Source organism: Ornithinibacillus bavariensis, assembly GCF_050433565.1.
Classification (GTDB): Bacteria; Bacillota; Bacilli; order Bacillales; family Amphibacillaceae; genus Ornithinibacillus; species Ornithinibacillus bavariensis.
Map to the genome: position 1 here is coordinate 360,030 of NZ_JBNPWZ010000002.1, position 24,712 is coordinate 384,741.

Consider the following 24,712-nt stretch of genomic DNA (forward strand, 5'->3'; position numbering starts at 1 on the left):
TAGGTAAGAAGTTTCAGAAAAGAGCTGGAGGAGAGTGTTAAAAGGAAAGTATAAAACTAGGAGGATTACGATGTACGAACTAAAAACAAAAGAAAATGATGGAAGCGTAATAGAGTTTATCGAAGCAGTTGAAAATCCGAGAAAACGGGAAGATGCTTACCAATTATTAGATATTTTCACAAATACAACAGGATATCCAGCGAAGATGTGGGGAACAAGCATAATTGGGTTTGGCGCATACCATTATAAATATGCTTCGGGACATGAGGGAGATGCACCACTGGTTGGTTATTCTCCACGCAAAGCTAAAATTAGTCTATATTTAGCTCCGGGTGACCAGAATCGTGGTGAGTTGCTGGAGAAATTAGGGAAGCACACGAGTGGTAAAGGTTGTATATATATTAATAAGCTTGCTGATATCGACACGAAGGTATTGGAGAAACTAATCCAGCATTCCGTCAAATTATTGCAGGATACGTATTCCTAAGTACTTGGTTTTCTAATAGTTATTATTAAAATTCTATGTCTGAGTAGAGAGTGTGCTAATGAAAAAATGGTTTGGTTCAGCAGCGATTTGTGTAAATGATAATTATGAAGTTTTGATGGTAAGAGCAAAAGAATCCGATTCTTGGGAGGTCCCATCGGGTAGTATAGAAGAGGGGGAAACCCCTGAAGAATGCTGTGTACGTGAAGTAAGAGAGGAAACTGGATATACAGTTGAGGTAAAAAAATTATTATTTGTTAAAACAAGCGTGATAGAGGAAGTTAATGTCAAAGCTCATTATTTTCTAGTAGAAATAGTTGGTGAAAGTACTGGCATAGAGGATCCGGACGAAATAATAGATGAAGTAGACTGGAAATCCTTATCCGAAATAGTAAACCATAAACTTACGTATGCTGAAGATGAAAAAATATTAGCGAACATAGTAAAAAGCCAGATGTTACATGGTTAACATCTGGCAGTTAGGATTGTCTATACCAGTTTATTTATAGCAATTATATTAATTCATGAGCCGAGGTTGCACCTTCTTGAAGAAGAAGATTAAATATTTCACGGTATGATTTTATATCAATTTCTTCTGCAATATATTTTCTTTGGAAGTAATCTAGTAGGTCGTTTAATGTCTTCGGTGATTCTTTGCGTTCAGCCTCGTATATTGTGATTAATTCGTGTATTAGCATATCCTATCCTCCCTCATGTATAATAACCAATTACAAACTTATAAAAAATATATGTATCAACTGGAAAAATCATGCTAAGTAAACAAGTTTTAAAGTACATAAAAAATAGAGGATGCTATTTATGCATCCTCTATTTAAATTATCGATCATAGCTTATATCAGGTAAATTAACAGACTGGATTACTTGTTTTTGCTTTAAATCAAAAGCTTTCATTTGATTGTAGGAGAAGGTATATAAGGTATTATCTACAGCAACTAATCTCCTAATTTCAGCTTCCCATTCCGGATATTCTTCTGCATTCTTTTGGTGTGTAATTGTATCGACTAGCTCAATTCCATCTTCAGGTGTAATTTTGAAGAGTAGTGCACCTTCAAATGTAGGGAAGTACTCCTCAAAAGCATAACCATCTTTGGTAACTAGCTTTGTTTCCGATAGGGAAGCTGGGAAACCATAGAGGTTTTCAGTTGGATGCTTGAATAATACCTTATGATTGTGTAACAGCTCAGAGTACGAGCCTCCCTTACCAACTACCTTACTATATTTTTCCTTAGGGTTCGTTGGATCACTCACATCAAAAATTGAAATTTTGATTCCTTCTGTTCGAATTAATGGTTCTTGCATACCTTTCTCTTTATAAAGTGTTGTATCTTGCCCAAATCCAATGACATGGTTCTCATCTAAAGGATGTAAATAGTTACTAAACCCAGGAATCTTTAGTTCACCAAGTACCGTAGGATTTTTAGGATCCTTTAAGTCAATGACAAATAACGGGTCTACTTGTTTAAAGGTAACCATATATGCTACATGATCCATAAAACGCACACTATAAATGCGTTCCCCTTCTGCTAAACCTTCAACAGATCCTAATGGTTTTAAATTCATATCAAAAGTGTATATATTATTGGTTGACTTTTGTTGTTCATTTATCGTTTCCCCTTTTGTCGTTGCTACACGAAAGGTGTTATCTCGCTCATCCATAGCAAATTGGTTAATTAAGGTTCCTTTTACTACAGTGGATGCGTTGTATTTCAATTTTCCATTCTTAATTTGGAATTGAGTTATTTCGGTATCCACGTCTTGAGGACGCCAAATCATAATTTCTGCAGATTTATCGGTTGTATTATTTGTACTCTTTTCGATTTCTTTATATTTATTTACTGCGATATATAGATTCTTTTGGGACATATAGATTTGGTCTGAAGCTCCTAAGTAGGTTTCTATATGTGCTTCCTTTTCCAAATTATTTAAATCAATAGATGCTAAGATTAAAAACTGTTCGTCGTTACTTTCAGGAAAGAAATACATATTTTCAAAATCAACTGGTTTACTTTCCTCATTTATAGTACTGTCTTTTATATATGGCCTAATCTCAATATCCTCACGTGTCTCTAAAATATGGTAGGGTGGGATTTCATTTGCCATCAAATAAAGATATCCATCAAGAATTCTTGAATTGCTATAATACCCTTCAAGGCTTACCTCACGTAATTTTGTTGGCTCATTAGGATTATTAATATCATAAATATATATTGCGGTTTGACTGTAGTAGATTGGCTCTGGTATACCTATACTTTTAGTTGAACCGTCTTGGGTATCTTTTGGCTCGGGTGTTTCTCTAAGTGGTTCAGCTTTTTGCCCAATCGCAATTAATAGGTCATTGTGTAAATAGATATCTTGTGGAGAAAATCCGTTTGTTTTAATCATACTAAGAACCTTACTATTCTCTTTATTTGCAGAGGTAATAATAATATCGCCATCCCTGACAAAGAATATAGACTTTCCATTTGTCTTGATAATGTCTGCTTCATCTACACCAGCTACTTGGACGTTAGTGGATGAGGTATCAGCGCTATCATTGGCACTTTCTTCAGAGTTAGCGGTATCCATCTTTGCTTCTTTACCTGCAGATTCTTTATTAACATCAAAAAGTTCAACCCCTATTTGCTGATCCTTCTTTATTTGGTCTTTTAATAAAGAGACAAGCTGTTTTTTATCCTTTATCTGCGTTAGTTCAGCTACCGCAGTAAAATCATATGAGAATCTTTTAGACAGGTTTTTCCCTGATGCAGTTTTGACATTTTCGGAAATGGTAATCGTGTATTCTTCATCTATACTGTAGCCACTTTTAGGTGCCCTTATAATTAAAACTGTGTAAGAATCGTTCCACTCTATATCGGTTGCTACACGCTCACCGTTTTTCTTTTTTACTATCACAGTTTCATTTGTAAAGGTGTCTGGATCCATTGGCTTGGTAAAATGCACTGTAAAATCCTTCTGAGTTGATACGTAGCTTGTAGAGGAAGGAATCTCTGCAACTATTTTATCTGTAAAGACAAAAAAACAGATTGCCCAAATACCAATAATACCAAATATACTAATTAACCCGATTTTTTTCATGTTTTCACCTCATTTAATAAGGAATTGTTTTCCTATAACCTTAAGACGAAGTTTTATTATAATATGTTTCAAATTTCCTTTGCATAATAGTAGATTCTTTCGACAAAAAAACTGATCCATTTTTAGCAAATGAATCAGTAATGCGTAATCATTTATAATTTTTATTTAAAAAGAATAGTGCAAGTGTTCCAGGACCGGAGTGAGCACCGATCGCTGAACCGACAAATTCGATAACAAATTCTTTTACACCGAACTTCTCTTTAATCATGTCTGCAAGCTTTTCAGCACGCTCTAAATCATCACCATGGCTAATTCCAATAACTTGGTTTTCAAAATCTCCGCCACGTTCCTCCATGATTTCAATCATACGTCCTAATAATTTCTTTGACCCTCGCATTTTTTCTAGTGGAATTAATTTTCCTTTTTCGACATGGAGGATTGGTTTAATATTCAATAAAGAACCAACAAATGCAGCTGTTTTACTTACTCTACCACCACGATATAGATATTCTAAATCATCCACAGTAAAGATATGCTCCATATTTACTGAGTGGTTTTTTACTTCTTCGATAATTTCCGCAGCTGATTTTCCATCCTGCGCCATTTTAGCAGCATGAAGTACCACAAGTCCATAGCCGATGGAAGCACATTTGGTATCAATTACGTGGATATCTGCATCTGGATATTCTTCCTTTACTTCTGACTCCATCATTTTTGCTGTTTGATATGTACCAGATAACTCAGATGAAAAAGCCAAATAAATCAATGTTTGTTTAGACTCTGCATAAGAGGTGAAAATAGATTTAAACGTCTGTGGCGAAACCTGCGATGTCTTTGGTGACTTACCAACACGCATTGCATCAAAAACATTCTTAGGCGAAATCGTAATACCGTCTTCATAATCCTTGTCATCCAGATGAACAGTTAGTGAGACCATTTCCATGTCATATTTCGTGAAGTATTCCTTTGTAAGATCACTTGCCGAATCTGCCATAATTTTAATACTCATCTTATCACCTTCATTCCCTATAAATAATTATATTAAGTTTAGTTTATAGCTATAATGAGATATAGTCAAAATAATTGCGATTCAAAAAGGAGACTGTTATGTTTTTAATCGAAGCCAAACGAATTATAGTCGTTATTATAGGATCATTTTTAAATGCAATTTCCTTAAATTTCTTCCTTATTAGTGCCAATGTGTATGCAAGTGGATTTACAGGTACAGCTCAGTTAATTTCAAGTGTTTTTCTTGATTTTGTAGGGTTTCATATAACAACAGGAATTCTATTATTTCTATTAAATATTCCAGTGTTCATCTTAGGTTGGTTTAAAGTTGGAAGGGGATTTACTGTATATAGCATTATTTCTGTTATATGTTCATCCATATTCCTGCAATTTTTACCGGTAATGCAACTTTCTAATGACATTATTTTAAATGCTGTCTTCGGTGGATTAGTTGCGGGGATCAGTGTTGGTATTACATTGAAGGTAGGAGCATCGACAGGAGGGATGGATATTGTCGCGATGGTTCTATCGCGTATGAAAGATAAACCTATTGGTATTTATATAATTTCCTTAAATGCAGTGATTATTGCACTGGCAGGGATTCTTTATGAACCAGAAAATGCACTCTATACGATGGTAGCGTTATATGTAACAACCCGTGTCATTGATACCATCCATACTCGTTATAACAAGCTTACTGTCATGATTGTGACACAAAAGGCAAAAGAACTGCAGAAAGCTATTCAAAGCAAAATGGTTCGAGGGATAACTATTCTACCTGCTGTAGGTGCCTATACAAATCAAGAGAAAAATATGCTGTACCTCGTCATTACTCGCTATGAATTATATGACTTAGAAAAAATAATTAAGGAAAATGATTCATCGGCTTTTGTAAATATCGTGCAAACAACAGGTGTATTTGGTACCTTTAGAAAAGAGTAGGGGATGTCATGAAGAAGAAAATAATAATATTATTTAGTGTGTTTCTCATCCTAGTAGGATGTGGGAGAGAGGCAGAGGAGGAGCAACAAGTAGAGCAGGTAACGACTTATGCGAAATTTCAAAGTTTAGATATTCAGATAGACAAGAATCAAATCATAATTACAGGTGAAGCGGATGCATCGGATAATAAATTTTATTACTCTGTAGTTCAAGCTGAAAAGGAAATTGGTAGAGAAAAGGAAGTACGAGTAGATAAGACATGGGGTAAATTTATTATTGAGATTCCGATTATGAAAGAAATGATTAACTTAGATGAGGTAGTTATTGTTAATCTGTATACTCGAAGTTCTAAAGGTGAGATTATTAATCCTAATTATGTTCCTATAGACCTACAGATGGAAATGTCTGAGGAGAGTGAATAAAAAAGCTTGCAGGAGAATTTCTCTGCAAGCTTACTTTAACCTTTAAAAGCCTAATCAATCAGTATCCATGCTTTTCAAATACTTCTTTAACCCGTGGACTAACATCATCCCATTCGGCATCAAAGCTTTTGTTTACAGTAATAAAATTCTGATAACCGAAGACATTATCAACCCCTTCGAGTTTCATCAGGTCATTCATAATTTCGTGCTCGCTAATTGTACCTGGCATTACTGAAATACTATTAGTCCCTTCGAAAATTAGCTTATCAGTTGTAAATTTTATTGCATTAGGATTTGGCGTAGCTTCAGCTCGAACTCCCATTTCAATACCTCCCATAAGCGTGCTTTACCTCTATATTAGCAGAAAAGCACATAATTAAAAAGCCTTAAAGGAAAAGGTGTCCCAAGAATTTATCCTGGAACACCTTGTGAATGCTTGTTTCATCAGTAATCCCTTCTCATCCTTTGGAATGAATCAGCTATTACCATCACAAGCACTCTATTTTGAAAAAAGGAGTTACCGCCATGCTAACGGAGGTTAGCTAAGCTTTTGCTGTTCAAGCTGATTTTGTAACTGCTGTAATTGTTGCTTCTCCTCAGGAGTTGCCTCATTCATAGCAGCTTGAATTGCGTTTTGTGCAGCTTGTTTATCTTGCTCATTCGTTCCAGTCATATTATTAGCAAATTGTGTAACAGCATCTTTAGCTTGTTGGAAAAGATTGTTCGCCATGTTAAAATCCTCCTACTGTATGATTATCTGCTTCTTCCCGTTTACGTTCTGCATCTGTGAAGTTCGAGCGATATGGGAATTTTTCATCATGTTTTTTCACAGCATCAGTACTTAGTTGACTAAATCTTCTTGACTTACTCCCTTTGCCCAAGACGATTCCTCCCAACTAAAAAGTGAACGTTTTGTAATCCGTTCACTTGTAGTATGGAAAAATTCTAATCATAATATAGTAGGAAAAATTCGGCATGCAAGCCGTTACTTTACATTTGTTACGTTTAGTTTTAAATATTCTTCTAGAAATAAACCAATTCCACTCTCTTCATTTGTAACGGTAACATGGTTTGCGATTGATTTTAGTGGATCGATTGCATTCCCCATGGCAACGCCGACTCCTGCATAGTCAATCATTTCTAAATCATTATCTTCATCACCAAAAGCAATAATCCGTTCCTGTGGGATTTGAAAATAATGGGCAATTTTTTGAAGACCGACAGCCTTATTTATTCCTTTTTTTACAATCTCAATGATGTTCCATGGTGCACCCCATTTACGATGTTCGATGACCTCCGCGTGAAATTCATCAAGGTGTTTACGTAATGAGGAAATATGGTCTTCTTTAGGATGGATTAATAGGCTGGTTGGATCTTCTGTAAGCTTGCTCTTTATGCTTCCAATGATAAATGGAGAATCATTGGATGCTTGATGAAAGATATCAATGATTTTTTGATCAAACTTATCTAAATAGACATTGTCCTGAACCTCAGCTACAACATTGTATGTGTCTAAATCATAGCAGGTCTGTACAATATTTAATGCAGTTCGCCTTGGCATTGGATTATGCAGGACATCCCATTTTGTATCCGTTGGATGGTGAATTAATGCTCCATTATAATTAACCATAGGAGTATTTAGACCGAGTTCTTTGTAATATTGTATACTTGCTCGATGTGGCCTTCCCGTAGCAATTACAACAATATGACCATCTTCCATTGCCTTCATTAATATTTCCTTATTTTTGTTACTGATTTCTCTTTTATCAGTTAATAACGTTCCATCTAAGTCTAAAGCTATTAAATGTTGTTTACTCATTTTTCCTCACCTCATTTAAATCCTAGTGTATTCATGTTTTCAACATCTGTAAAGCATAAGGTAATAAATTTTCCGTAAAATATCGGTTAAATTAGTTTAACATTTACATGAAAGATACTATCATAGAAGTATTACAAAATATTGGATGAGAGGATTTTTGCGAATGATTGGAATATTGAAGCAGAATGTTGGTGAAATACCAAGCTTAGTTGTTGTTGATTCAGAGAAGCAACATTCTGCGTTGCCGGCTGTTGTTTATTATCATGGAATCACAAGTGCAAAGGAGCATAATTTGCCACTTGCTTTTTTACTTGCAGAGAAGGGGTATCGTGTCATCTTGCCTGATAGTCTATATCATGGAGAAAGACAAACAAATGAAATTCCTGATGTACGTTATTACTTATTTAACATTGTTATACAAAATATTAAAGAGCTTAATGAGATAAAGAATGATTTAGAAAAACAAAACCTGTTATTAGATGGAAGAATCGGTGTTGCAGGTACGAGCATGGGTGGGATAACAACAGCATCTGCTTTAACACAATATCCTTGGATAAAAGCTGCCGCAGTTCTCATGGGCTCTCCCAAAATCACGACTTTTGCTAGAGAATTAGTAGATGTTTATGTTGAATCAGGCGAGCTTCCTTTATCAGAACAAGAAGTAAAAGAGCTATATGATCTATTATTTACATACGATTTGTCAGAGCAAAAAGAAAAATTGAAGGATCGTCCTTTATTATTTTGGCATGGCGATCACGATCAAACCGTTCCATTTGACCATTCCTATTCCTTCTATCAACAGGTGAAAGATCACTATACAAATGAGGAAAATTTGAAATTTTTAAGGGAAAAAAATCGTGATCATAAAGTGAGCAGGTTCGCTATATTAGAAACGGTTAAATGGTTTGATTCACATCTGTAACTAAATTTATTTAAAAAACAATGGAAATATGTTTAAATGAAAATATGATGATAGGAGGAGGGAAAACCATGGATGAAGCTTTAAAAGAAAATCTCATGGGGGCTCTTGAAAATGTAATTGACCCAGAGCTAGGAATTGACATTGTTAACCTTGGCTTAATATATGATGTAGATTTGGATGATGAGGGTATTTGCACAGTTACGATGACGCTTACTGCTATGGGATGCCCATTATCTGCACATATCGAAGCAGATATTCAACGTGCACTATATGATATTCCAGAGGTAAAGGAAACTAGAGTGAATATAGTTTGGGATCCACCTTGGGGCAAAGAAAGAATGTCACGTTATGCAAAAATTGCCTTAGGGATACCAGATTAATTTATTAGTAAAGCAAAATAGTTATGAATAAAGGGACTGTAGCTACAATAATTTGTAGCTGCAGTCCCTTATTAATTAAAGAAAGAGTACAACTAGTGTACCGACAATGAAACAATAGAAAGCAAAATATTTTAATTTCCCTTTTGCCATGATGTTCATAAACCACTTAAGTGCAAAGTATGTAGCAATTATTGAGGAAATAAATGCTAATAAATATGGGATTGTATTAAAGTTTTCATCGCGAACTAAATCACCAATATCAAGAATACCGACTCCTAGGCTCACAGGTATATATAGCAAAAATGAAAAGCGTAAGGCTGTTTCCTGTTTCAATCCTAATAGCATTGCTCCTACAATGGTTGCACCAGAACGACTAATACCTGGCATTAGGGCAACAGATTGTGCAAGGCCAATAATTAATGCATCCTTTAACCGAATCTGTTTGTCTCCCCTTTCTCCTTTTAAATTACGAATAGTCCATAACGCAATTCCGGTAATTAGTAACGTAATTCCAACCACAAAGGATTTACTTAAATCACCAATTTTATCCTTTAGGAGGAGTCCAATAATCCCTGTTGGTATGGTTGCAATTATTAGCATAATAATGAAGTGAAAATCAGATTTAGTATTAGGATCTCTCGAGATTATGTAACGAAATCCATTTTTGATTAATCGTATTATATCATTCCAATAAACTAGAATGACTGCAATTAGTGAACCGAAATTAACCAATATCTCAAAGGATAATCCATTTGCTTGTACACCAAGGATTTCCCTAGCTAATACAAGGTGGCCACTAGATGAGATAGGAATTGGTTCTGTAAATCCTTGTAGTAGTCCTAAGAAAATATATTTAATGAGCTCTAACAATTCTTGATTCATAAAAATTATCCCCCTGATACTAGATTGCTATTTATTTGTTTTTCTGTCACCTCTATCTAGGCGTGTGAATAGTCTATTATGTGAGGAGGTTGATAGAAATGGCACAGGAAAAGAATATGTATGATGAATGTAAGACACATATCCACGCTTATGTGTTAGCACAATTACAAGATGGCACAAGATTTGATGGCATCATTACAGGCTTGGATGAGGATTATGTATATTTTGCTATACCGTTAGAAAATGAAATGTCTGATCAAATAACTTCCCATGTACAAGAGCAACGTCAGTATGGCTATGGGTGGCATGGGTATGGTGGATTCGGTACACCTGGTTTCGGTTACCCAGCCTACGGTGGATTCGGTGCGCCTGGTTTTGGTTATCCTGCCTATGGTGGATTTTATGGTCCTAGGAGAAGGTTCAGACGACTCGTTTTACCTCTATCTGGACTTACTGGTATAAGCTTATTACCTTGGTATTAATTGAATGAAAAAGGGTCTGAGCCCTCTACTACAAAAAGGCTGTAGTAAGATGAGGGAATCAGACCCTAATGGGACTTCCCTTTATGAGGAAATCTAATGTTATATTATTGTTCTTTTTCTTCGCGTAATAAACCATCACCCAAAATAAAAATAAAGATGGAGATAATAGCTGCTGCAATAAATGTAGCAACTAAATCAAGCGAAGCACCGGCCATACTAGATAATACGTATGAAAGCACAAAGGAAATTAAAATAGCCCAAAAAATTGAAGCAATATAGCGCATACATTACACCTCATTTTTTACATATCATTAATTCTTTATTAAGTTTACCAAATGAACACATAAATGGAAAGTATTTATTCATAGCGTTACATCGATAAGAATATTATTACGCTTTAAATAGCTCTAAACGTCTTGCTTAACTGTTTTTATAAAGGAGGAACAGCAATGGAGGTGTTGATTTATAATTGTTTTCATTGGATAGGTTTTCATTATGTTAATTTTTTGCTAGAACAGGGTGTAGAAGTAGTAGGTATGGATAATATTGATACAGATAAGAAAGAAAACCTGGCAATGTTCCTTGGAAGAAACAGTTTATTTCATTTAATGAATCCCCAAAGTAGCTTAACTATTCCGATTGCAATTATAATAGGTAATAATCCAATCCCTAATCATATAACTGTGGACAAAGTTATAAGAATCACCAACAATATACAGTCTTTGAGAGAACAAGAAAATACGGTCACTATAAGTACACCGATACTATATGGGGAATGGATGGACATGACAGAGGAAGGTGTCATTTTGGACAATCGCACTGTACCTTTCAATTCCGAGGAATTTCGTTCCACTGCGATACATGTTAAAGAATTTATTCAAGCAACACTGCCTTTACTTGAGAAAACTTCCTCACAAGCCATGATAAAGGTATTTTCAAGAAAAGTTTTCCTTGACGATGCAGTAAAACTTGAAAATTCTCTTTACATTCGTGACAATATTCCTATAGAGAAGCGTATGAAGAAAATATTTGAGCATTATGAGCGTTATAAAGATCTATATTAACCGAAATTTGAATGGAGTGCCGGACTTGAGGAGAATAATCAGTTTATCCTTCATAATTGCTGTTGGACTACTTTTAAGTAGCTGTCAAGGGAGTGAGAACAAAGGTAATCTATATAAAGCAGGGATGATAGTAGAAGGTTCAATCGATGATAACCCATGGAATTCGAAAGGGTCTGATGGGTTATTAGCAGTTAAGAAAAAGTTTAAGGTTGAAATTGAAGTTATCGAAAATGTAAAAACAGAGGAAGAAATATCAAAGGCCGTTAGTGAACTTGTTAATAATGGTGTTAACTTAATCTTTGGTCATAGTAGTACATATGGGGAATCCTTTTATGAACTTTCAAGGAATTTTAAAGATATACACTTTGTTTACTTTAATGGAAATTATTATAATTCTAATTTAACTAGTATGACTTTTAATTCAAATGCGATGGGTTTTTTTGCTGGAATGCTCGCTAGTGAAATGTCCTCCACAAATGAGGTTGGCATTATAGCTGCATATCAATGGCAACCAGAAATTGAAGGCTTCTATGAAGGAGTAAAATATCAGAATCCAAATACAAATGTCAATATGGAATTTATCTATGACTGGAACGATAAAGAAGTTGCTATCAATGCCTACCAAAAGATGAAGGCTAAAGGTGTTGATGTTTTTTATCCAGCAGGTGATGCCTTCAATGAGGATATCATTAAGCAAGCTAGTATAGATAATTTATATGCAATTGGCTTTGTAACGGATCAATTCAAGGTTGAACCTAATACTGTTTTAACTAGTACTGTTCAGCATGTGGACCAGCTTTATTTACTTGCAGCGGATATGTTTAACAAAGGAAAATTACAAGGACAGATTATGTCTTTTGATTTTAAAGATGATTATATTACTTTAGGGGAGTATAGTCCAAATGTACCAAAGTACTTTCAAACCAAATTGAATGAATCCATTGAACATTATCAAGAGACAGGCTTGCTACCTAATCAATATTAAAATGAATGGTGTTTGGAAATAGTCATGGGGAATTAACAGCTTGCAAGTCTTTCTTTTTTGCATTAAAATTAGTACCAAGTCATAATATTTGATAACAAAATAAGGGGATGTAGGTACATGGGTGTAGGAGTACTAGGTGTAGGACATTATGTTCCGTCAAAGGTCTTAACTAATACGGACTTAGAAAATATAGTAGATACTAGTGATGAGTGGATTCGAACAAGAACTGGAATTGAGGAAAGAAGAATTGCTGAAGATGATATGAATACTTCTGATATGGCACTTCATGCTTCCTTAAGTGCGTTAGAAAACGCTGGAGTAAAGCCTGAAGAATTAGATTTAATATTAGTCGCAACTGTTACTCCAGATACTCCGTTTCCTTCTGTTTCGTGCATTTTACAGGAAAAGCTAGGGGCTTGGAATGCTGCTGCAATGGACGTTAGTGCCGCCTGTGCAGGATTTATGTATGGAATGATAACAGCAAAGCAATTTATTGAAACAAAGGTATATAAACATATTTTAGTAGTTGGTGCTGAAAAACTTTCAAAGATAACGGATTGGTCAGATCGTAATACTTGTGTGCTGTTTGGTGATGGGGCAGGTGCTGCTGTCATGGGAGAGGTTTCAGAAGGTAAAGGGATTTTATCTTTTGAACTTGGTGCAAACGGAGCCGGTGCCGAGCATTTATACCAAAAGAATAAAGGCTATATTTACATGAATGGTCGAGAGGTCTTTAAATTTGCTGTAAGACAAATGCCGGAATCATCGTTAAATGTCATTGAGAAGGCAGGTCTTAAAAAGGAAGATGTGGATTATTTAATTCCGCATCAAGCAAATATTAGAATTATGGAAGCAGCAAGAGAAAAACTAGGTATTCCAGAAGAAAAAATGGCGAAAACCATTAAAAAATATGGTAATAATTCATCTGCCTCTATACCTATGGCTTTATCAGAAAGTGCTAAAGATGGTAAAATTAAGGATAATGATTTAGTTGTATTAGTTGGTTTTGGAGCAGGACTAACCTGGGGAGCAGTAGCATTACGCTGGGGCCGCTAAGTTATGGCACGAGAACATGCTATTCCCAATATTTGAAAAAACTTTTTAGGAGGAGTACTTAATCATGTCAGAAAGAAGAGTAGTTGTGACAGGGCTTGGAGCACTTACCCCAGTTGGTAATGATGTTAATACTATGTGGGATAACCTCCTTGCTGGTAAGTCTGGAATTGACTTTGTTACTCAAGTGAACAAAGACGATTTTCCAGCAAAAGTTGCAGCAGAGGTTAAAGATTTTGACCCAACTTTATATGTAGACAAAAAAGATGCACGTAAAATGGATCTCTTTACACAATATGCTGTTGCTGCATCTAAAATGGCATTAAAAGATGCTAACCTTGAAATTACAGAAGATATAGCTCATCGAGTTGGAGTATGGATTGGTTCTGGTATCGGAGGAATGAAAACGTATGAAGAACAGTTCCATAAATTTTTGGAAAAAGGACCAAACCGAGTAAGCCCATTCTTTGTTCCCATGATGATCCCTGATATGGCTGCAGGACAAGTTTCTATTCAAACTGGAGCAAAAGGTATTAACTCTTGTACGGTAACAGCATGTGCATCAGGAGCGAACTCCATAGGTGATGCTTTTAAAGCAGTACAACGAGGTGATGTTGATTATATTATTGCAGGAGGTACAGAAGCTCCAATTACAAATATGGCGTTTGCTGGGTTCTCTTCAGCTAAAGCACTATCCTTCAATCAGGATCCGAAAACGGCAAGTCGCCCATTTGATAAAAACCGTGATGGTTTTGTAATGGGAGAAGGAGCAGGAATACTTATTTTAGAGTCATTGGAAACTGCTTTAGAACGTGGAGCCCATATTTATGCAGAAATTGTTGGCTATGGTGCAACTGGAGATGCGTACCATATAACAGCTCCTGCTGAACATGGAGAAGGTGCAGCGCGTGCAATGCAGCATGCCTTACGTGACGCTGGTCTAAAGCCAGAGGATGTTGACTATATTAATGCCCACGGTACAAGCACGGATTTGAATGATAAATTTGAAACCGAAGCGATTAAAACTATCTTCGGTGATCATGCATACAAGCTGGCAGTTTCGTCAACGAAGTCTATGACCGGTCATTTATTAGGTGCAGCTGGCGGTGTTGAGGCTGTCATTGCCGTGAAAGCAATAGAAGATGGTATCATACCACCAACCGTTAATTATGAAACACCAGACCCGGACTGTGATCTGGATTATGTTCCAAATAAAGCTAGAAACCAAGATGTTAATGTTGTTGTAAGTAATTCACTTGGCTTTGGTGGACATAACGTAGCTCTCATATTTAAAAAATATTAATCGAAATTTATTGTTAAAATAACTGACTTAAAGGGTGCATCCTTAAAGTCAGTTATTTTTTTGTTTATATCCGATTTCACAAGCATGAGTGCAATGTTAATCCTATAAACTATAAAGAAGCACGTGCCCAAAATATGCTCCCAATGCAAGAGCATGTACATAATTTTCCTTATATGCAAGATGGACTGACGCATTGAAAATATCCTTCTGATTTTCATTATTCCTAACTTCCTTGCATATAATTTAATAAAAACGTAGGACAAGCCATGGGTGGTTATTATATGGGACATGTTGTTTTCTTTTTAATAGGCTTTGGGCTAGCTGTTACTGGTGGAGTAACGTTAATTGCATATATGAACTTTTTACCAGCAGGAGTATCGTGGTTAGAGTATTTTTTATTTGTCGGGGGAAGGATAGAATGCTATTTCTTGCCAATTGGTCTTTTCATAATGACAGTAGCCATATATTCATTTCCGAATAAATGATGACCTGATAATTTGCACTCTCTCGAATAAATTTTTAAATGATGGTCATAATGTATTCTAAAGTGTATGTTCAAAAATACTGGTATAGTTGGTAATTTTGAACAGCCTCAGGAAAGGATTCATTCAGAGTGAGGGGTGTTGTATGTTATACTTACATGATGTTTGGGTGAACTGGTTTGAAGGAGAAGAAAACGGGTATAATGTATGTTATTTTCATGAATGGCGAAAAGATGATGGAATAGAACTACTTGACCAAGTCCCTTTGTTATACATAACAGAATCCCTATATCAGTACATTGAAAATGATATGCATGATTTACCACAAGGTTTACTGGATGCTATTTATAAGCGTGCATATACAAGAAAGGGGCAGGATCGTTCTGTTGTTGACTATGCCTGCATAGTAACGGATGGAAATGATATATTGGTATTTGATACTATTGGCTATCGTATTCCAATCCGTAAGAGTCGCTTAATCCCAAGGCAAGAACAGCTTGTTTATGAAATGATTGAAAAATCTAAACCACAGAGCTTTGGATTTGATGGTACGAATTATGAAAAGGAGTATCATATGTTATCCATGTCTCCTGACTTAGTATTTGGTTTAACGAGAAGAGAGAGACAGCTGAAGCAATTATTAATGATGGGTTTAGATCAGTTACGTACATCTAATAATTTAGAAGAATTACGATACTGGTTAACCGAGTGGAATCCAAAAAAATATCCTTTTATTCGCTTTATGGATGAAGATGAGGTATGGCAAGCCTTGTACGATGGAGTAAAACTTGGATGGAGCATAGCCCATGAGGAACTTTGTGAAAAATTAATAAAAGGGCAACCATTTCTTGAAAAAATGTGGGAACTTGAAAATCAATACGCCGAGGGTATATCGAAGCAAAAGTCAAAAAATCAGTGAGGAAATTTTTCTCGCTGATTTTTATGCTTTATAGCTCGAAGTTAATATGGCAATCGACAAATTAGTATTAAGATTAGCTGTGGGATGCACTGAAGATAGAGCTTATTCCTTAGATAAATTATTAGTTAACATAGATATACAAAGAAAAATGCCTAGAGGCAATGATATGCTCCTTTCAATGTAGACAGATTAAGAAATCTATTTTCCTTAGAGGAAGCATATCATTATACTCCAAGCTTTTAGGTATTTTCTTTATGATTATTTTCTAACTCGTCCTAATCCCATTGCCTTCTTTGCTTTTTGAATTGTTTTATTCGCAACAAGTGAGGCTTTTTCTGCACCTTGATCTAGGATATCGTCCAACAAATCAGATTCTAGAATTTCATAATAGCGCTTTTGGATTGGTTCTAGTACGGAGATGACAGCGTCTACTACCCCTTGTTTGAAATCCCCATATCCTTTTCCTGCATATTTGGCTTCTAATTCTGCAATAGTTTCACCAGAGAATGCAGAATGTATATCTAATAAATTGGATACGCCAGGTTTGTTTTCTTTATCGTATTTAACGACTCCCTCAGAGTCAGTAACAGAACTTTTGATTTTCTTCTCAATTTGCTTTGGCTCATCTAACATAAATATGGAGGCTTTAAGATTTTCGTCTGATTTACTCATTTTTTTCGTTGGCTCTTGTAATGACATGATGCGTGCACCGACTTTTGGGATGCTAATTTCTGGGATATTAAACACTTCTAGGAAGCGATTGTTAAAGCGTTGGGCTAAGTCACGAGTTAGCTCTAAATGCTGCTTTTGGTCATCGCCAACAGGCACTAAATCCGCATTATAAAGAAGAATATCGGCTGCCATTAACGATGGATAGGTAAATAGAGCAGCAGAAACCGCATCTTTTCCTTCTGATTTATCTTTGAATTGTGTCATGCGTTCTAGTTCACCCATGTAGTTAATGGATTGCATCATCCAACCTAGCTGAGTATGAGCAGGGACTTCAGATTGGATAAATAGTGTCGCTTTTTTTGGATCGATTCCAGAAGCTAGATAGATCGCTGCTAATGATCGGATATTCTGGCGAAGCTTTAAACGATCCTGTGGTACGGTAATTGCATGTTCATCAACAATACAGAAATAACAGTTGTGGGTTTCCTGAAGCTCCACAAACTGGCGAATAGCACCAACATAATTTCCAATGGTTAATGAACCACTTGGTTGGATTCCTGAAAAAATAGTTTTCATGATATTCACTCACTCCTTATTTTTTTGCATTAAAAAAAGCCCATTCATTCCCTAAAGAAGGGACGAATGAACCGCGTTGCCACCCTAATTATCTTAAAAAATATTAAGATCACTTTATTTAATAATCGCTCCAAAGTCCAATTCCTGTTTACCTTGATGCTTGTTTCCACCAACCACAAGCTCTCTTAAAATCAGCGGGTAAATAGTACTACGCCTTTTTCATTGCTATATATATTAAGTTTTTTATATTATATATAGTCTTATTCGGAAATGCAAGAGAAAATATCTAATGAGCAGCCATTTTATGGTATTCTAAAAAAATGAGTGTCAGGGGGTGGCGCGTATAATATTTCAAACAAAAGCATGGATAAGAGAAAAGAGCAATGTTGGTTTTATTAACGGTACAATTATGTTTTCTAGTGTAAAGCTAAATGTATACAGTTTTAATATAGATGGTGTCCTAATTGATACTGGGGCACCAAGACTGTTAAAGGAATTTAAAAAGTTCTTTATAGATGTGGATATTGATCAGGTTGTCATTTCGCATTCTCATGAGGATCATATTGGGGGAGCTGCCTATTTGCAAAATGAACATGGTTTACCAATTTATATGAATCGAATGATGATCGAGGAGTGTTCAAGAAAAGCGAATTATCCATTTTACCGAAAAATGTTTTGGGGTAGCAGAAAGCCATTTGAAGCACAAGAACTTGGTAAAACGTTTACTTCAAGGAATGCAATTTGGGACGTAATAGAAACTCCTGGACATGCAATCGATCACCTTTCCTTCCTAAATCGAGAGATAGGACAGCTTTTTTCTGGAGATTTATTTGTTCAGCCTAGAACGAATGTTATTCTACGAGAAGAAAGTATTCCGACTATCATGGAATCTATTACTCATGTATTAACCTATGATTTTGGTGAACTATTTTGCTGCCATGCAGGTTATGTGAAAGAAGGTAGACAAGCATTGATTCGTAAGCTCCAGAATTTAAAAGAATTAGAAGCATCTATTTTAGAACTACACAAACAGGGCTATCATGAGAAAGAGATTCAAAGGAAGCTCTTTAAGAAGAAATATCCAATAACTTTCTTTTCATTTGGAGAGTGGGATTCAATTCATATTATCCGATCGATTATAAAATCTTAGAATCTTGTTGCTGAGAAAGAATAGTTACCCATAAAGACAAATGAATTGGAGATAATAATAAAGGAAGAGCAGAGTAATAATATTCTGCTCTTCCCCTCGTCATTAATAGCCACCACCGGTATAACTTACACCGACGATGATTAGTAGAATGAACAACACGACAATTAAAGCAAATCCAGCTCCAGATCCGTATCCGCCGTATCCGCCACCACTCATCTTCAGCACCTCCTTTACTAGGGGTAATATATTATACTTAAAATAGAAAAGAAGTTGTGGACACGTATATTAATATAACAACCTATTTTTATGGATAATATATTGTGCATAGGTTGTGAGTTAGGATGATACAATACAAAAGCATGAAATATAAAAATAAGATTCTAAGAAATATGTAAAGGAGTAAAGGAAAATGAAAGGAATTATTGTTAGAAAACCAGGTGGACCAGAACAATTACAAATAGCTGACTTAGTAGTACCAGATATTAAGGAAGGTGAATTACTTGTTAAAGTACATGCAGCTGCTGTAAATCGTACAGATATTATGACAAGAGAGGGTAGAGCTACATATGCTAATAATCCCATTCTAGGTGTGGAAGTAGCTGGTACAGTTGAAAAAATATCGGGTAGTGGTCCTTATCAAATTGGTGATCGAGTAATGGGATTAGTTAATGGAGGTGGGTATGCTGAATATGCAGTTATTCCTACCAATCGTGCCATAAGAATTCCGGATAGCTATACCTTTAATGAGGCTGCGGCTATACCAGAGGTATTTTTAACTGCCTATCAAACGTTATATTGGATAGGGAATCTTAAACAAAACGAAACAGTATTAATCCATGCAGGAGCAAGTGGAGTTGGGACTGCTGCTATCCAGTTGGCAAAGCAAATCTCGAATGCAAAAATTATTGTAACAGCTGGTTCTGTGAAGAAACTAGAATTCTGCAAGCAACTAGGTGCAGACTATTTAATTAATTATAAAGAACAAGCATTTGAAGAGGAAGTAATAAAGATTACGGACGGTGAAGGTGTTGATATCATCTTAGATTTTATCGGTGCAAGTTACTGGGAGAAAAACTTAACGAGTATTAAAAAGGGGGGGAGATGGGTATTAATAGGTGTGTTAGGCGGTAATAGGATTGAAGAGCTTAATATAATGGACTTGATGACTAAATATGTCCAGTTATATGGAACGTTATTGACTCCAAGAAGTGATCAATATAAAGAGGACCTAACAAAAGAATTTGCAGAGGTTGTAATTCCATATTTGGATAGAGGACAAATAAGACCAGTTGTGGATACTGTTTTTGCATTAAAAGAAGTAGCTAAAGCACATGAATATATGGAAAAAAATCAAAATGTCGGAAAAATAATCCTACAAATAAGTGATTAACCTCATGAGTAGAGTTGCTCAGGTGAGTAAAAACAATAATTAAAGAAACTTGTCTCCAAAGGTAATCATTGGAGACGAGTTTCTTTAATTAACATTTGGTGGTTACTTTTTCATTATATTTCTTATCACTATTATGCTTGTATTTTTCAAAGTTTAGAAAATCATTTGTTGTATAATACGTATATACTATTACCATTTAAAATTGTTGTATCAGCTAATCTCCAAGAAATATCCGAATAATAGTACTTTAATTAACTACACCTAAAAATTCGGTAACCTAAATAGCTTTGGAATTTCAGATGCATTTGTTTGTGGTATTCCATTACCATAAAAACATCTTCCTCTATACCATCTGAAAGAGTAAAATCAGGAGTGTTTTCCGGAGATGGAATTGTGGAACTAGGATAATCTTTTTCTATTGTGACATGTTGAAATCCAGCTTGCTTGAATTCCTCCAACCATTCTTCAATAGTCAAAATTCTTGATAGTTGGTAAAAGTGTTTTACTTTTTCGATTTCTTCTGCTACGAGTGGCCTCTCCAGTACCATTTCTACAGCGATTAAACTTCCAGAAGGCTTTAGAACTCGTTTGAATTCTCGCAGGGTCTTAGCCAGGTCTGTAAATGCAATAACAGATTCAGATAGTACAATAGTAAAGGATTGATTGGCGAATGGCAGACTTTCTGTATTCGCTACCATAACTTGAACAGGTAAGTTAAGTACTTCAAATCTCTTTTTTGCTTTCTCAATCATCAGCTCATTATTATCAATAGATGTAATTTTACAACCATATTTTTGTGCTAAAAATGCAGAAGTTTGACCTGTTCCACACCCAGAGTCTAAGATGGTAGTATCATTCTTTATATCCATAGTAGAAAAAATTTTTTTCGTTAACTCAAGTCCCCCCGGATGTGCACCTCCAACCCCTAATATTGCTAATGCATCAAGATAAGAGTATTTCAATTTCTTCCCACCTTTATGAATAATACTTCGTAACAGTTTATGTTAGTTGGTATCTTTTGATATAAATTCTTTTGTTTCGAATTTCTATTTAACTCGACAATATGTGACAAATGCGAATGATAAATTTATAATGGATAACGGATAGGATTTGTAGTTTGGTTTAAGCTAATAAACAGTAAGATATTAGGGGGATTTTAATGGCGAAGAAGAACAAGTTTTCTACATATTTAACTAATATGGCAACAAATCTAAAAGAGTCTACCGATTTCTTTTCGGATTATAAGGTGAAAACGGAAAAAGACCTAGCGATTTTTGCAAATAAAATGACGGAATATGAACATAAGGGTGATGAGATTGTTCACGACATCATCAAAGAATTAAACAATACATTTATTACGCCTATTGATCGTGAGGATATTTTATTACTTGCTAATAGTATGGATGATGTTTTAGATGGGCTGGAACAATGTGCTGCATTATTTGAAATGTATGCTATAACAGATATAAATCAATACATGTTACAGTTTGTAGAAGAAATAAAAATATGCTCCTATGAAATTTTGGAATCTGTTGAGCTATTAACAACAAAGAAATATAAAAACATTCGGGAGAAAGTTATTAAAATTAATGCGGTCGAGTCAAAATGTGATGTAATCGAAAGAGAATCCATTAAAAATTTATTTTTGACAGAAAAGGATCCAATTCGCATTATTCAATATAAGGAAATTTACCAGAGCTTTGAGGAGATTGCGGACGCGTGTGAAGCGGTTGCAAACACGCTAGAAACAATCCTCATGAAAAATGCGTAAAGGGTGCTAACAAATGGGAAGTTTATTTGTCATTACAGTTTTAATAATTATTTTTGCATTAGTCTTTGATTTTATTAATGGATTTCATGATACAGCGAATGCAATTGCTACATCCGTGTCAACAAAAGCATTAAAACCTCGTCATGCCATTATTTTGGCAGCGACTATGAATTTTATAGGAGCCTTGACCTTTACTGGAGTGGCAAAAACCATTACAAAAGGTATTGTTGATCCATTTACATTACCCAATGGATCTATTGTTATTCTAGCTGCATTAATAGCTGCAATTGCTTGGAATTTAATAACATGGTATTTTGGAATTCCAAGTAGCTCCTCACATGCACTTATTGGTTCAATTGCAGGTGCAGCAATCGCTGCTGCTGGTATATCTCATATTCAGTGGAGTGGCTTTTTAGGGATAATTGCTGCACTAATTATATCTCCGCTTCTAGCATTTGGTATGGGATACGTTATTTACTCTATTATCAAGGTTATTTTCGAGAATGCGAACCTTGCCAAGACAAATCGTAGGTTCCGGATGGTACAAGTGCTTACTGCGGCTGTACAATCCTATGCACATGGTACAAATGATGCGCAGAAGTCAATGGGAATCATAACATTAGCATTATTAACAAATGGATATTTATCTGTCAATGAGGTTCCGTTTTGGGTACAGCTTTCTTGTGCTACTGCAATGGCACTTGGAACCTCAGTAGGCGGTTGGAGGATTATTAAAACTGTTGGGGGAAAAATCATGAAAATCCGCCCAGTAAACGGAGTTGCAGCCGATTTAACTGGAGCTACTGTTATCTTTGGAGCAACACTAATCCATCTTCCAGTTAGTACAACTCATGTAATCTCTTCTTCGATTATGGGAGTTGGTACTGCCCATCGCGTAAAAGCAGTAAACTGGGGAACAGCTAAGAGTATGGTTATTACGTGGGTAATCACTTTACCAATTTCTGCAACAATCGCAGGCTTGGCGTATGTAATCCTATCATTTTTTATGATATAAAAAGGGAATACTCACTTTAAACAACCGAATATAATTTAGATTTAAACCGTATGCAATCAAGTATTTCACCTGATTGCATACGGTTTTATCATTTTATAAGGAGTTTAATCCTTCTGTCGATTTATCAGAGCTTCGTCTATCGGCTGGTTGAATTCATTTATGGAACATGTTCCAGTTAGAGGATGTGGATGTATAAATTTCCTAGTATAAATGCAATCTATAATGAAGCATTGTTATTTTTTTGAGGGGATGATTGGGGTGAAAATTAGAAGACCTAAACCGTTAATTAGTAAAGTGAAGCTAAAAGAAACTTTAAATCCGAATCAACAAGAAAAAGAGAATAATGAAGTTCATGCTGACAATACAGTAAATGCAAATTCCTCAAATAAAAAGAAAGAAAATGGGGATATAATCTCAAATGACCTATCGAAAAATGAAGAAAAAATTCGCTCCATTTATAAAAATTGCTCCGATGTAATTTATCGTACGTTTTATATAGGTAACAAGACAAAAGCTTTATTAATTTATATTGAAGGTTTATCTAATGAACAAGAAATTGAAGAAAGTGTCCTTTCTCCATTAATGAATGAGAGGAATATGGAAACAGAGATTCAATCATTAATGATGAAAACGGTCAGTGCTCCCAATATAAAAGAAGTAAGTACGTATATAGACTGTGTTAATGAACTCTCTGTTGGGAAGACGATGATTTTTGTTAGTCAAAATTCTTCAGCATTTTCCGTCAGTTTAACAAAATGGGAGAAGCGGGCAATAGAGCAACCTGAGTCTGAAAGCGTAGTAAGGGGACCACGAGAAGGGTTTATTGAAGATATAACAGTGAATACCTCCTTATTGCGGAGAAGAATTCGTAGTCCCAAACTAAAGCTTGTTCATTATTCAGTAGGAAAATACTCCGAAACTAGTGTAGTAATCGCATATATAGACGGACTTGCGAGTGAGGACTTAATTGAAGAGGTTAAAAGACGGGTAAAACGAATTAATATCGATGGAATTCTTGATAGTGGAACAGTAGAGGAGTTTATTGAAGATCATCCCTATTCTCCTTTTCCACAAACCTTGGCCACAGAGCGTCCAGATGTAGTTACAGCTAATTTGTTAGAAGGTAGAGTAGCTATTTTAGTGGAAGGCTCACCGTTTTCATTAATTGCCCCTATAACCTTTTACTCCCTATTACAAGCAAGTGAAGATTACTATGGTCGATTTCTAATCGGAACAGCACTTCGCTGGTTACGATATATCTTTCTAGTCATATCACTTTTACTACCTTCTTTATATGTAGCAGTTCTAACCTTTCATCAGGAAATGATACCTACTTCATTAGTGATAAGTATTATAGGCTCTAGAGAGCAGGTGCCATTTCCAGCAATTGTAGAGGTATTAATAATGGAAATAACCTTCGAGGCATTAAGGGAGGCAGGGTTACGATTACCAAAACAGGTAGGGTCTGCTGTTAGTATCGTTGGGGCTCTAGTAATTGGAGATGCAGCAGTTTCAGCAGGGATTGTTTCACCACCAATGGTAATTGTTGTGGCGATAACAGGAGTTGCTTCGTTTACAATCCCTCGTTATTCAGCTGCAATTGCTCTACGGATGCTTCGATTCCCCATTGTAATACTAGCTGGGATTCTAGGACTTCTTGGGGTAATGCTAGGGATTATCCTGATTATTGTTCATTTAGCATCCCTACGCTCATTTGGAGTTCCTTACTTAAGTCCAATGGCTCCAATGCAGGCAAATGAAATGAAGGATGTGTTAATACGTGCTCCTTTATGGAAATTAAATAAACGTCCGCATTTTACTGGTGACTATAATGAATATCGTCAAGCACCTAATCAAAAGCCGAATCCTTCAAAGGGAGGAGATGGATAAAGTTA

30 protein-coding genes and 1 other annotated feature are annotated in these 24,712 nt (G+C 35.5%); of the genes, 18 read left to right on the plus strand and 12 right to left on the minus strand.

What is annotated here, in order from left to right:
* Positions 1 to 70 precede the first annotated feature (70 nt).
* The gene (locus HNR27_RS05670) at positions 71 to 487 is read left to right on the plus strand and encodes a DUF1801 domain-containing protein (protein WP_212919251.1); all 417 of its coding nucleotides are present in this window, start codon (positions 71 to 73) and stop codon (positions 485 to 487) included.
* 58 nt (positions 488 to 545) lie between these two features.
* On the plus strand, positions 546 to 953 hold the full coding sequence (locus tag HNR27_RS05675) for an NUDIX hydrolase (RefSeq protein ID WP_429339073.1): 408 nt from the start codon (positions 546 to 548) through the stop codon (positions 951 to 953).
* Positions 954 to 996: 43 nt separating this feature from the next.
* Here HNR27_RS05675 and yppF read toward each other — a convergent pair whose 3' ends face one another.
* From yppF to HNR27_RS05690, 3 genes are all read right to left on the minus strand, one after another.
* On the minus strand, positions 997 to 1,182 hold the full coding sequence (gene yppF / locus HNR27_RS05680; protein WP_429339074.1) for a YppF family protein: 186 nt from the start codon (positions 1,180 to 1,182) through the stop codon (positions 997 to 999).
* A 139-nt stretch (positions 1,183 to 1,321) separates the two neighbouring features.
* Entirely contained in the window at positions 1,322 to 3,580 is a 2,259-nt protein-coding gene (locus HNR27_RS05685; RefSeq protein WP_429339075.1) for a beta-propeller domain-containing protein, read from the minus strand.
* Positions 3,581 to 3,728: 148 nt separating this feature from the next.
* Positions 3,729 to 4,589 (minus strand): DegV family protein, encoded by an 861-nt coding sequence (locus tag HNR27_RS05690; RefSeq protein ID WP_429339076.1) that lies wholly within the window; start codon positions 4,587 to 4,589, stop codon positions 3,729 to 3,731.
* 98 nt (positions 4,590 to 4,687) lie between these two features.
* Here HNR27_RS05690 and HNR27_RS05695 point away from each other — a divergent pair, with 98 nt between their 5' ends.
* Both HNR27_RS05695 and HNR27_RS05700 read left to right on the plus strand, forming a co-directional pair.
* Complete coding sequence (locus HNR27_RS05695; RefSeq protein WP_429339077.1) at positions 4,688 to 5,530, plus strand: YitT family protein; 843 nt, start codon at positions 4,688 to 4,690, stop codon at positions 5,528 to 5,530.
* Positions 5,531 to 5,538: 8 nt separating this feature from the next.
* Positions 5,539 to 5,952: a hypothetical protein gene (locus HNR27_RS05700; protein ID WP_429339078.1), complete on the plus strand. Its 414-nt coding sequence runs from the start codon at positions 5,539 to 5,541 to the stop codon at positions 5,950 to 5,952.
* Between the two features lie 58 nt (positions 5,953 to 6,010).
* On the opposite strand, the gene HNR27_RS05705 is transcribed toward HNR27_RS05700, so the two are convergent.
* The 4 genes from HNR27_RS05705 to HNR27_RS05720 all read right to left on the minus strand — a co-directional run bounded on the left by HNR27_RS05705 (position 6,011) and on the right by HNR27_RS05720 (position 7,771).
* Positions 6,011 to 6,274 carry a NifU N-terminal domain-containing protein gene (locus HNR27_RS05705; RefSeq protein ID WP_429339079.1) on the minus strand — a complete coding sequence of 88 codons (264 nt, stop codon included), beginning with the start codon at positions 6,272 to 6,274 and terminating at the stop codon, positions 6,011 to 6,013.
* A gap of 216 nt (positions 6,275 to 6,490) precedes the next feature.
* A complete protein-coding gene (locus tag HNR27_RS05710) occupies positions 6,491 to 6,682 on the minus strand; it encodes a DUF3813 family protein (RefSeq protein ID WP_212919259.1) in 192 nt (63 codons plus the stop codon).
* A gap of 1 nt (position 6,683) precedes the next feature.
* Positions 6,684 to 6,833 (minus strand): hypothetical protein, encoded by a 150-nt coding sequence (locus HNR27_RS05715; protein ID WP_212919260.1) that lies wholly within the window; start codon positions 6,831 to 6,833, stop codon positions 6,684 to 6,686.
* Positions 6,834 to 6,937: 104 nt separating this feature from the next.
* Positions 6,938 to 7,771 (minus strand): Cof-type HAD-IIB family hydrolase, encoded by an 834-nt coding sequence (locus tag HNR27_RS05720; protein WP_429339080.1) that lies wholly within the window; start codon positions 7,769 to 7,771, stop codon positions 6,938 to 6,940.
* Positions 7,772 to 7,934: 163 nt separating this feature from the next.
* On the opposite strand from HNR27_RS05720, the gene HNR27_RS05725 reads away from it, so the two are divergent.
* Complete coding sequence (locus HNR27_RS05725) at positions 7,935 to 8,693, plus strand: alpha/beta fold hydrolase (RefSeq protein WP_212919262.1); 759 nt, start codon at positions 7,935 to 7,937, stop codon at positions 8,691 to 8,693.
* A 68-nt stretch (positions 8,694 to 8,761) separates the two neighbouring features.
* The gene (locus tag HNR27_RS05730; protein ID WP_212919263.1) at positions 8,762 to 9,073 is read left to right on the plus strand and encodes a metal-sulfur cluster assembly factor; all 312 of its coding nucleotides are present in this window, start codon (positions 8,762 to 8,764) and stop codon (positions 9,071 to 9,073) included.
* A gap of 75 nt (positions 9,074 to 9,148) precedes the next feature.
* On the opposite strand, the gene HNR27_RS05735 is transcribed toward HNR27_RS05730, so the two are convergent.
* Complete coding sequence (locus tag HNR27_RS05735) at positions 9,149 to 9,955, minus strand: undecaprenyl-diphosphate phosphatase (protein WP_429339081.1); 807 nt, start codon at positions 9,953 to 9,955, stop codon at positions 9,149 to 9,151.
* Between the two features lie 98 nt (positions 9,956 to 10,053).
* Between HNR27_RS05735 and HNR27_RS05740 the strand changes: the two genes are divergently transcribed.
* On the plus strand, positions 10,054 to 10,437 hold the full coding sequence (locus HNR27_RS05740) for a hypothetical protein (protein WP_212919265.1): 384 nt from the start codon (positions 10,054 to 10,056) through the stop codon (positions 10,435 to 10,437).
* A 104-nt stretch (positions 10,438 to 10,541) separates the two neighbouring features.
* On the opposite strand, the gene HNR27_RS05745 is transcribed toward HNR27_RS05740, so the two are convergent.
* Positions 10,542 to 10,721: a DUF2929 family protein gene (locus tag HNR27_RS05745; protein WP_212919266.1), complete on the minus strand. Its 180-nt coding sequence runs from the start codon at positions 10,719 to 10,721 to the stop codon at positions 10,542 to 10,544.
* Between the two features lie 165 nt (positions 10,722 to 10,886).
* Between HNR27_RS05745 and HNR27_RS05750 the strand changes: the two genes are divergently transcribed.
* The 6 genes from HNR27_RS05750 (at position 10,887) to HNR27_RS05775 (ending at position 16,243) form a co-directional block, all read left to right on the plus strand.
* On the plus strand, positions 10,887 to 11,501 hold the full coding sequence (locus HNR27_RS05750; protein ID WP_429339082.1) for a hypothetical protein: 615 nt from the start codon (positions 10,887 to 10,889) through the stop codon (positions 11,499 to 11,501).
* Positions 11,502 to 11,526: 25 nt separating this feature from the next.
* Positions 11,527 to 12,486, plus strand: a complete 960-nt coding sequence (locus HNR27_RS05755; RefSeq protein ID WP_429339083.1) for a BMP family ABC transporter substrate-binding protein — start codon at positions 11,527 to 11,529, stop codon at positions 12,484 to 12,486.
* Between the two features lie 117 nt (positions 12,487 to 12,603).
* Complete coding sequence (locus HNR27_RS05760; RefSeq protein ID WP_212919268.1) at positions 12,604 to 13,542, plus strand: beta-ketoacyl-ACP synthase III; 939 nt, start codon at positions 12,604 to 12,606, stop codon at positions 13,540 to 13,542.
* Between the two features lie 64 nt (positions 13,543 to 13,606).
* Complete coding sequence (gene fabF, locus HNR27_RS05765; RefSeq protein ID WP_429339084.1) at positions 13,607 to 14,842, plus strand: beta-ketoacyl-ACP synthase II; 1,236 nt, start codon at positions 13,607 to 13,609, stop codon at positions 14,840 to 14,842.
* Between the two features lie 281 nt (positions 14,843 to 15,123).
* Positions 15,124 to 15,327, plus strand: a complete 204-nt coding sequence (locus HNR27_RS05770) for a YuzI family membrane protein (RefSeq protein WP_212919270.1) — start codon at positions 15,124 to 15,126, stop codon at positions 15,325 to 15,327.
* 142 nt (positions 15,328 to 15,469) lie between these two features.
* The gene (locus tag HNR27_RS05775) at positions 15,470 to 16,243 is read left to right on the plus strand and encodes a YjbA family protein (RefSeq protein WP_429339085.1); all 774 of its coding nucleotides are present in this window, start codon (positions 15,470 to 15,472) and stop codon (positions 16,241 to 16,243) included.
* A gap of 258 nt (positions 16,244 to 16,501) precedes the next feature.
* On the opposite strand, the gene trpS is transcribed toward HNR27_RS05775, so the two are convergent.
* Complete coding sequence (gene trpS / locus HNR27_RS05780) at positions 16,502 to 17,491, minus strand: tryptophan--tRNA ligase (RefSeq protein ID WP_212919272.1); 990 nt, start codon at positions 17,489 to 17,491, stop codon at positions 16,502 to 16,504.
* A gap of 55 nt (positions 17,492 to 17,546) precedes the next feature.
* Positions 17,547 to 17,723, minus strand: a binding site (T-box leader).
* Between the two features lie 111 nt (positions 17,724 to 17,834).
* Here trpS and HNR27_RS05785 point away from each other — a divergent pair.
* Complete coding sequence (locus HNR27_RS05785; RefSeq protein WP_429339201.1) at positions 17,835 to 18,641, plus strand: MBL fold metallo-hydrolase; 807 nt, start codon at positions 17,835 to 17,837, stop codon at positions 18,639 to 18,641.
* Positions 18,642 to 18,743: 102 nt separating this feature from the next.
* Here HNR27_RS05785 and HNR27_RS05790 read toward each other — a convergent pair whose 3' ends face one another.
* A complete protein-coding gene (locus tag HNR27_RS05790; protein ID WP_212919274.1) occupies positions 18,744 to 18,857 on the minus strand; it encodes a YjcZ family sporulation protein in 114 nt (37 codons plus the stop codon).
* A 193-nt stretch (positions 18,858 to 19,050) separates the two neighbouring features.
* On the opposite strand from HNR27_RS05790, the gene HNR27_RS05795 reads away from it, so the two are divergent.
* Entirely contained in the window at positions 19,051 to 20,031 is a 981-nt protein-coding gene (locus HNR27_RS05795) for an NAD(P)H-quinone oxidoreductase (protein WP_212919275.1), read from the plus strand.
* 251 nt (positions 20,032 to 20,282) lie between these two features.
* Here the strand turns inward: HNR27_RS05795 and HNR27_RS05800 are convergent, their stop codons facing one another.
* Positions 20,283 to 20,993 carry a class I SAM-dependent methyltransferase gene (locus HNR27_RS05800; RefSeq protein ID WP_429339086.1) on the minus strand — a complete coding sequence of 237 codons (711 nt, stop codon included), beginning with the start codon at positions 20,991 to 20,993 and terminating at the stop codon, positions 20,283 to 20,285.
* A 191-nt stretch (positions 20,994 to 21,184) separates the two neighbouring features.
* On the opposite strand from HNR27_RS05800, the gene HNR27_RS05805 reads away from it, so the two are divergent.
* The 3 genes from HNR27_RS05805 to HNR27_RS05815 all read left to right on the plus strand — a co-directional run bounded on the left by HNR27_RS05805 (position 21,185) and on the right by HNR27_RS05815 (position 24,707).
* On the plus strand, positions 21,185 to 21,802 hold the full coding sequence (locus tag HNR27_RS05805) for a DUF47 domain-containing protein (RefSeq protein WP_429339202.1): 618 nt from the start codon (positions 21,185 to 21,187) through the stop codon (positions 21,800 to 21,802).
* 13 nt (positions 21,803 to 21,815) lie between these two features.
* Positions 21,816 to 22,817, plus strand: a complete 1,002-nt coding sequence (locus tag HNR27_RS05810; RefSeq protein ID WP_429339087.1) for an inorganic phosphate transporter — start codon at positions 21,816 to 21,818, stop codon at positions 22,815 to 22,817.
* Between the two features lie 258 nt (positions 22,818 to 23,075).
* Entirely contained in the window at positions 23,076 to 24,707 is a 1,632-nt protein-coding gene (locus HNR27_RS05815; RefSeq protein WP_429339088.1) for a spore germination protein, read from the plus strand.
* Positions 24,708 to 24,712 lie beyond the last annotated feature (5 nt).

Excerpts from the sequence above, each read along its gene's own strand:
- HNR27_RS05710 (WP_212919259.1), bottom strand. The coding sequence starts at position 6,682 with ATGGCGAACAATCTTTTCCAACAAGCTAAAGATGCTGTTACACAATTT.
- HNR27_RS05750 (WP_429339082.1), top strand. The coding sequence starts at position 10,887 with ATGGAGGTGTTGATTTATAATTGTTTTCATTGGATAGGTTTTCATTAT.
- HNR27_RS05725 (WP_212919262.1), top strand. The coding sequence starts at position 7,935 with ATGATTGGAATATTGAAGCAGAATGTTGGTGAAATACCAAGCTTAGTT.
- HNR27_RS05745 (WP_212919266.1), bottom strand. The coding sequence starts at position 10,721 with ATGCGCTATATTGCTTCAATTTTTTGGGCTATTTTAATTTCCTTTGTG.
- HNR27_RS05740 (WP_212919265.1), top strand. The coding sequence starts at position 10,054 with ATGGCACAGGAAAAGAATATGTATGATGAATGTAAGACACATATCCAC.
- HNR27_RS05795 (WP_212919275.1), top strand. The coding sequence starts at position 19,051 with ATGAAAGGAATTATTGTTAGAAAACCAGGTGGACCAGAACAATTACAA.
- HNR27_RS05670 (WP_212919251.1), top strand. The coding sequence starts at position 71 with ATGTACGAACTAAAAACAAAAGAAAATGATGGAAGCGTAATAGAGTTT.
- HNR27_RS05720 (WP_429339080.1), bottom strand. The coding sequence starts at position 7,771 with ATGAGTAAACAACATTTAATAGCTTTAGACTTAGATGGAACGTTATTA.
- HNR27_RS05790 (WP_212919274.1), bottom strand. The coding sequence starts at position 18,857 with ATGAGTGGTGGCGGATACGGCGGATACGGATCTGGAGCTGGATTTGCT.
- HNR27_RS05690 (WP_429339076.1), bottom strand. The coding sequence starts at position 4,589 with ATGAGTATTAAAATTATGGCAGATTCGGCAAGTGATCTTACAAAGGAA.
- HNR27_RS05775 (WP_429339085.1), top strand. The coding sequence starts at position 15,470 with ATGTTATACTTACATGATGTTTGGGTGAACTGGTTTGAAGGAGAAGAA.
- trpS (WP_212919272.1), bottom strand. The coding sequence starts at position 17,491 with ATGAAAACTATTTTTTCAGGAATCCAACCAAGTGGTTCATTAACCATT.
- HNR27_RS05770 (WP_212919270.1), top strand. The coding sequence starts at position 15,124 with ATGGGACATGTTGTTTTCTTTTTAATAGGCTTTGGGCTAGCTGTTACT.
- HNR27_RS05730 (WP_212919263.1), top strand. The coding sequence starts at position 8,762 with ATGGATGAAGCTTTAAAAGAAAATCTCATGGGGGCTCTTGAAAATGTA.
- HNR27_RS05695 (WP_429339077.1), top strand. The coding sequence starts at position 4,688 with ATGTTTTTAATCGAAGCCAAACGAATTATAGTCGTTATTATAGGATCA.
- HNR27_RS05705 (WP_429339079.1), bottom strand. The coding sequence starts at position 6,274 with ATGGGAGTTCGAGCTGAAGCTACGCCAAATCCTAATGCAATAAAATTT.
- HNR27_RS05735 (WP_429339081.1), bottom strand. The coding sequence starts at position 9,955 with ATGAATCAAGAATTGTTAGAGCTCATTAAATATATTTTCTTAGGACTA.
- HNR27_RS05700 (WP_429339078.1), top strand. The coding sequence starts at position 5,539 with ATGAAGAAGAAAATAATAATATTATTTAGTGTGTTTCTCATCCTAGTA.
- HNR27_RS05760 (WP_212919268.1), top strand. The coding sequence starts at position 12,604 with ATGGGTGTAGGAGTACTAGGTGTAGGACATTATGTTCCGTCAAAGGTC.
- yppF (WP_429339074.1), bottom strand. The coding sequence starts at position 1,182 with ATGCTAATACACGAATTAATCACAATATACGAGGCTGAACGCAAAGAA.
- HNR27_RS05810 (WP_429339087.1), top strand. The coding sequence starts at position 21,816 with ATGGGAAGTTTATTTGTCATTACAGTTTTAATAATTATTTTTGCATTA.
- HNR27_RS05685 (WP_429339075.1), bottom strand. The coding sequence starts at position 3,580 with ATGAAAAAAATCGGGTTAATTAGTATATTTGGTATTATTGGTATTTGG.
- fabF (WP_429339084.1), top strand. The coding sequence starts at position 13,607 with ATGTCAGAAAGAAGAGTAGTTGTGACAGGGCTTGGAGCACTTACCCCA.
- HNR27_RS05675 (WP_429339073.1), top strand. The coding sequence starts at position 546 with ATGAAAAAATGGTTTGGTTCAGCAGCGATTTGTGTAAATGATAATTAT.